The sequence below is a fragment of the Mycobacterium sp. 1423905.2 genome (assembly GCF_001673155.1).
Lineage (GTDB): Bacteria > Actinomycetota > Actinomycetes > Mycobacteriales > Mycobacteriaceae > Mycobacterium.
Genome location: NZ_LZLE01000071.1, coordinates 1 through 5,897, shown reverse-complemented (window position 1 = coordinate 5,897; position 5,897 = coordinate 1). Strand labels below are relative to the sequence as shown.

The 5,897-nt window shown below is 68.0% G+C and carries 7 protein-coding genes; 5 read left to right on the top strand and 2 right to left on the bottom strand.

Features of this window, described 5'->3' with window-relative positions; all coding sequences use genetic code 11:
* Both A9W95_RS04160 and A9W95_RS04155 read right to left on the bottom strand, forming a co-directional pair.
* Window positions 1-644, bottom strand: a 644-nt coding sequence (locus A9W95_RS04160; RefSeq protein ID WP_067409362.1) for an LLM class F420-dependent oxidoreductase, incomplete at its 3' end; no start/stop codon positions are given.
* Window positions 645-677: 33 nt separating this feature from the next.
* Window positions 678-1,355 carry an SDR family oxidoreductase gene (locus tag A9W95_RS04155; protein ID WP_067409361.1) on the bottom strand — a complete coding sequence of 226 codons (678 nt, stop codon included), beginning with the start codon at window positions 1,353-1,355 and terminating at the stop codon, window positions 678-680.
* 217 nt (window positions 1,356-1,572) lie between these two features.
* Between A9W95_RS04155 and modA the strand changes: the two genes are divergently transcribed.
* From modA to A9W95_RS04130, 5 genes are all read left to right on the top strand, one after another.
* Window positions 1,573-2,334, top strand: coding sequence for a molybdate ABC transporter substrate-binding protein (modA, locus tag A9W95_RS04150; RefSeq protein WP_067409360.1), 762 nt, complete (start codon window positions 1,573-1,575; stop codon window positions 2,332-2,334).
* A gap of 9 nt (window positions 2,335-2,343) precedes the next feature.
* Window positions 2,344-3,138, top strand: coding sequence for an ABC transporter permease (locus tag A9W95_RS04145; protein WP_067409359.1), 795 nt, complete (start codon window positions 2,344-2,346; stop codon window positions 3,136-3,138).
* A 6-nt stretch (window positions 3,139-3,144) separates the two neighbouring features.
* Window positions 3,145-4,254, top strand: a complete 1,110-nt coding sequence (locus tag A9W95_RS04140; RefSeq protein ID WP_067409358.1) for a sulfate/molybdate ABC transporter ATP-binding protein — start codon at window positions 3,145-3,147, stop codon at window positions 4,252-4,254.
* An 80-nt stretch (window positions 4,255-4,334) separates the two neighbouring features.
* On the top strand, window positions 4,335-5,450 hold the full coding sequence (locus A9W95_RS04135; RefSeq protein ID WP_067409357.1) for an alanine and proline-rich secreted protein Apa: 1,116 nt from the start codon (window positions 4,335-4,337) through the stop codon (window positions 5,448-5,450).
* A 140-nt stretch (window positions 5,451-5,590) separates the two neighbouring features.
* A complete protein-coding gene (locus A9W95_RS04130; protein WP_067409356.1) occupies window positions 5,591-5,869 on the top strand; it encodes a GlsB/YeaQ/YmgE family stress response membrane protein in 279 nt (92 codons plus the stop codon).
* Window positions 5,870-5,897: the final 28 nt, after the last annotated feature.

The following is a 5,897-nucleotide window of genomic DNA, read 5'->3' as shown; positions in this document are numbered from 1 at the left end:
ACGGCCTTCATCTTGCGTGGCAGGTCCTCGAGCGACGCGACGATGTTGAGGTGGTCGGCGGTGCGAGCGGCGATCGCGAACGTCTTCTTTTCGCCACCGCCACCGATCAACAGCGGAATGTGATCTCTGTAACGCGGTTCGGCCACCGCCGTCTCCGTGCTGTACCAGTCGCCCGAAAAGCTCGGCCGCTCACCGTGAATCATCGGTGTAAGGATCTGTAGCGCCTCCTCGAGCCGGTGGAAGCGATCGGTGAAGGTGCCGAATTCGAAACCCAGCTGGTGATGTTCGAGCTCGTACCAGCCCGCGCCGAGACCCAGGATCGCCCGGCCGGCACTGACCACGTCGAGAGTGGTGATGATCTTCGCCAACAGTGCCGGGTTGCGGTAGGTGTTCCCGGTGACCAGCGTGCCCAGTTGCACCCGTTCGGTGGCGGTGGCCAGCGCGCCGAGTGTGGTGTAAGCCTCGAGCATCGGCTCGTCGGGCGCTCCCAACATGGGCAGCTGATAGAAGTGGTCCATGACGAAAAGTGAGTCATAACCGGCTGATTCGGCTTCTTGAGCCTGTGCGATGACCGACGGAAACAGTTTCTCTACGCCGGTTCCGAAGGAGAATTTCGGAATCTGGAACCCAAGCTTGATCGCCACGGTACTTACCGTAGCGTCCGGGCCGGAGAATTCTCAGGCGAATTGAGTGAGCGCGCCGTGGCTGACATGCAGTGTCTGCCCGGTGATGTGGCGCGCGGCGGAGGTGGTCAAGAACAAAGCCAGCCGCGCGATCTCAGCCGCGACGGGGGCCGGTGTGCGGGACAGGCCCTCGTATCCGGCTTGGGCGCTACGCCCGCAGGCGACCGCGTTGACCGTGATGCCGCGGGTGCCGTAGATCTCGGCCTGCCCGGCGACCCAGTTGGACAGGGCGGCCTTGACCGCGGCGTCGACGCTGCCCGCCGGCGGGTTCTCCGATACCACGCTGATGATCGATCCGCCGGAGCGCAGATGGTCACCAACGCACTGGACGGTGAGTACCGCCGAAAGCACCGTTGCGTCGAGCGCCCGGCGCCAGGCGGTGGCGGTGTCGGACAGCGAGTACGTGCGCGGGTCACCGGCTTCCCACGTGGCAGCGGGCACGTTGACGATGGTGTCCAAGTGGTGCGGGAACAACGCACGAGCCTCTTGCAGGCTGGCCGGGTCGGTGGTGTCGCAGACGATGGCGTCGGCGTCGAGTTCCTTGGCTACGACCTCCAGGTCGCCGCGACGGGCACCGACGAGGGTGACCTTATGGCCGTTGTCGCGAAAGCCCTCGGCGACGGTGCGTCCCAGGTCGGTGTCGGCACCGGTGACCACAACCTCCACTGCCATGCCTCCTCGTGTTCAACGTTGAACCCAGACCCTGGCACTTCACCAGCGCATCTCACGCGCCTGGGATCTCCGCTTGTTACGGCGTTAATCCAGATTGATGTTACTGGACAGTAGCTATCCGGCGAAATTGCCGCCGCGGCGACGCGCGGGCCAATTCCATAACGTTTCGCGCCTGCCCTCTCTCGGCGGCAGACGACCTGGCCAGTAGGTTGAACCAATGCGTCGAATCGGGGTGCTGGCCGGTTTGATCGTGACGGCGCTGGTGTCGGTCGGGGCCTGTGGATTGAACTCGACGTCTTCGCAACACAGTCGGCTCGTAGTGTTCGCGGCCGCGTCCCTCAAGTCCGCGTTCACTCAGATCGGCGAGCGGTTCAAAACGGAGAATCCGGGCGTCGACGTGGAGTTCAGCTTCGCGGGCTCGTCGGAATTGGCGACGCAGCTGACCCAGGGCGCGGCCGCTGACGTCTTCGCGTCGGCGGACACCGCGCAAATGGACGTCGTCGCCAAGGCGGGTCTGCTGGCCGGTACTCCGACCAGTTTCGCGTCGAACACCCTGGTCATCGTGACCGCCCCGGGCAATCCGAAGCACGTCGCGTCGTTCGCCGACCTGACCAGGCCCGGACTCAGTGTGGTCACCTGCCAGCGGCCGGTGCCGTGCGGGTCGGCCACCCAGCGCATCGAAGACGCCACCGGCACCCGCCTCAATCCCGTCAGCGAGGAACCGAACGTCACCGACGTCCTCAACAAGGTGACCACTGGACAAGCGGACGCGGCACTGGTCTACGTCACCGACGCGCGCAGCGCCGGAGACAAGGTCGCCAGCGTCGCATTCCCGGAATCCGCCGGCGCGGTGAACGTCTACCCCGTCGCGGTGCTGAAGAAGGCACCGCAGGCCGGGTTGGCGCAGAAATTCGTGGCCACGGTGACCGCTGCCCCCGGGCAGCAGATCCTGGATCAGGCCGGTTTCGCCAAGCCCTGACGAGTTGCAGTGCGCCGGCCGACCGATCTGCCCCGCTGGGTCTATCTACCCGCCGCGGCCGGGGTGGTGTTCGTGGCGTTGCCGCTGATCGCGATCGCGGTCAAGGTCGACTGGCCGCGCTTCTGGCAATTGGTCACCAGCGACTCGTCTCAGAGCGCGCTGCTGCTCAGCCTCAAGACCGCCGCGGCCAGCACCGCACTGTGCGTGGTGTTCGGCGTGCCGATGGCGTTGGTTCTGGCGCGCGGCAGCGCCCCGCTGGGGCGCGCGGTCCGGCCGGTGATTCTATTGCCACTGGTACTGCCGCCCGTGGTGGGCGGTATCGCACTGCTGTATGCCTTCGGGCGGCTGGGGTTGATCGGGCGGTATCTGGAAGGTGCCGGTGTGCACATCGCCTTCAGTACGGCGGCCGTGGTGCTGGCGCAGACGTTCGTGTCGTTGCCGTTCCTGGTCATTTCGCTAGAAGGCGCTGCCCGCAGCGCGGGCGCTGACTATGAGGTGGTGGCGGCGACCCTCGGGGCGCGGCCCGGCACTGTGTGGTGGCGGGTCACCGTGCCGCTGCTGCTCCCTGGCCTCGCCTCCGGGGCGGTGTTGGCGTTCGCGCGCTCGCTGGGGGAGTTCGGGGCGACGCTGACGTTCGCCGGGTCCCGCCAGGGCGTCACCCGCACCCTTCCCTTGGAGATCTATTTGCAGCGGGTCGACGACCCGGACGCCGCTGTGGCGCTGTCGATCGTGCTGGTTGTCGTGGCGGCGCTGGTCGTGCTGGGACTGGGTGCGCGCCGGCTCGCCGGGACAGACACGAGGTAACTGCCCATGACGGAGTTGCAGCTGCGTGCGGTGGTGGCGGAGCGCGGTCTGGATGTCGGGTTCTCAGTGTCCGCGGGCGAGGTTTTGGCGGTTCTGGGACCCAACGGGGCGGGTAAGTCGACCGCCCTGCATGTCATCGCCGGGCTGGTTCACCCGGATGTGGGCGTGGTGCGGCTGGGGGAGCGGGTGCTCACGGACACCGCCGCGGGCATCAGCGTCGCCACCCACGACCGCCGCGTCGGGCTGTTGCTGCAAGACCCGCTGTTGTTTCCGCATATGAGCGTGGCTGCCAATGTGGCGTTCGGGCCGCACAGCCATCGCGGGTTGTTCGGGTCTCGCCGCCATGACGCGAGGCAGTCGGCGCTGCGGTGGCTGCGCGAAGTGGGCGCCGCCGAATGGGCCGAACGCAAGCCGCGCCAACTGTCGGGCGGTCAGGCGCAACGGGTGGCGATCGCGCGCGCGTTGGCGGCAGAACCGCAGGTGCTGTTGCTCGACGAGCCGTTGACCGGGCTGGATGTGGCGGCGGCCGCGGGAATTCGTGCGGTGCTGCGCGATGTGGTTGCCCGCAGCGGCTGCGCCGTCATATTGGTCACTCATGACCTGGTGGACGTGTTCACGTTGGCCGATCGAGTGGCGATCTTCGAGGCCGGTCGGATCGCCGAAATCGGCCCGGTCGCTGAGGTGTTGGCGGCGCCGCGCAGCCATTTCGGCGCGCGGATCGCGGGGGTCAACCTGGTCAGCGGATCGCTCAACGACGACGCAAGCTTGCAGGGTCCCTGCGGTGAGCGTTGGTATGGCGTTGCCGGTGAGCAACTCAGCAACGGCCAGCAGGCGGTGGCGGTGTTTGAGCCGGCGGCGGTGGCGGTGTACCCGCAACCACCGCGAGGCAGCCCGCGCAACACCGTGGAGGTAGTTGTCGTCGAACTGGATACCCGGGGCTCTGCTGTCGTCGTGCGCGGGAGCGACCAACCCGACGGCGCGCCCGGCCTGGCCGCCACCATCACCGCCGACGCCGCTGCGGAACTGCGGCTGACGCCGGGTTCGCGGGTGTGGTTCAGCGTTAAGGCGCAAGAGGTTCGGCTGCACGCGGCATTCAAGCGAAACAACCTGCCGTGAGCCATCGGGCGCCAAATTCACCGGTAGACACCGGCTGAGCCATCCTTGCTTCGCGGCGTCAACAGGGTAGGTTCGTCGCCATGCATCAGGTGCACCCGAACACGCCACGCCGCAAAGGCCTGTGGGCAACGCTGGCCATCACCGCGGCGACCGGTGCCAGCGTCTTCGCCATCGCGTTGCCGGCGACCTCGAGCGCCGATCCCGAACCGGCGCCCCCGCCCAATCCGGGCGTTGCGCCGCCGCCATCGAACGCTCCCGCCAATCCCGCGCCGGCGCCGGCCAACAATCCTGCTTCGCCGGCTCCGGCGGCGCCCAACGCAGCGCCGGGTGACCCGGGTGCCGTGCCGCCCCCAGCTGACCCGAACGCCCCCGCGCCACCGGTGGTAGACCCGAATGCCCCCGAGCCCGGGCGGGTCACCAACGCCGTCGGCGGATTCAGTTACGTCGTGCCGGCCGGCTGGGTGGAGTCCGACGCTTCCCACCTGGACTACGGCTCGGCGCTGCTGAGCAAGGCGGCCGGGGAGGCGCCCGCGCCCGGGCAGGCACCGCCGGTCGCCAATGACACGCGCATCGTGCTGGGCCGGCTGGACGCGAAGCTGTACGCCAGCGCGGAAACCACCAATCCCAAGGCGGCGGTCCGACTCGGGTCGGACATGGGTGAGTTCTTCATGCCGTATCCGGGCACGCGGGTGAACCAGGAAGCCACGCCGCTCAACGCCAATGGGCTTTCCGGCAGCGCTTCCTATTACGAGGTGAAGTTCAGCGACACGACCAAGCCGAACGGGCAGATCTGGACGGGTGTGATCGGTACCCCGCCGGCCGGCGCTACCACGACCGGGCCTCCGCAGCGTTGGTTCGTGGTGTGGCTCGGGACGGCGAACAATCCGGTCGACAAGAACGCCGCCAAGGCGCTCACGGAGTCGATTCGCCCGTGGACGCCGCCGGCCGCACCGGCACCGGCACCGGGAGACCAAGCGCCGGCGCCCGCCGCAGGGGCGCCGGCCCCGGCCGCTCCCGCTCCGGCCGCACCCGCGGCTCCCGCCGCTCCAGCTCCCGCCGCACCGGCCGCGCCCGCGGCCCCGGCCGCGCCCGCTCCTGCCGCACCGGCGCCTGCCCAGGCTCCGGCTCCCGCGCAGGCGCCCGCCGGTGAGGTGGCGCCGGGGGCCGCGGCGCCGCGCCCGACAACCTCGACCTGAGCGCGGATTTGCACCCCTGATCTGGGGTGATTGCGTTCAGAATCGGCTTAGCAAATCGTTACTTTGATGATGCAATAGACCGCGTCTGCTCCGGGTATACGAGTCGCACCCTGCTACAAGTCAATACCAAGGAGCTGGTCATGATCCTGCACATCATCTGGCTAATCGTCATCGGCCTCGTCGTCGGCTTGATCGCGCGACTCATCGTTCCGGGTAGGCAGCCCATGGGTTGGATCGCAACGGCCCTGCTCGGCATCGCCGGCGCTTACGTCGGCGGCACATTGGGAAGCGTGGTCTTCCCGCCGCACAAATTCACCATCACCCCGCCGATCGAACACTCCTTCCTCGGTGCGCTCGTCGGTGCGGTGATCCTGTTGCTCATCTACAAGTTCGCCACCTCCCGCACTCGGACCCTCTAGTAGCCGCGCTACCGGCCCAGCAGATCGG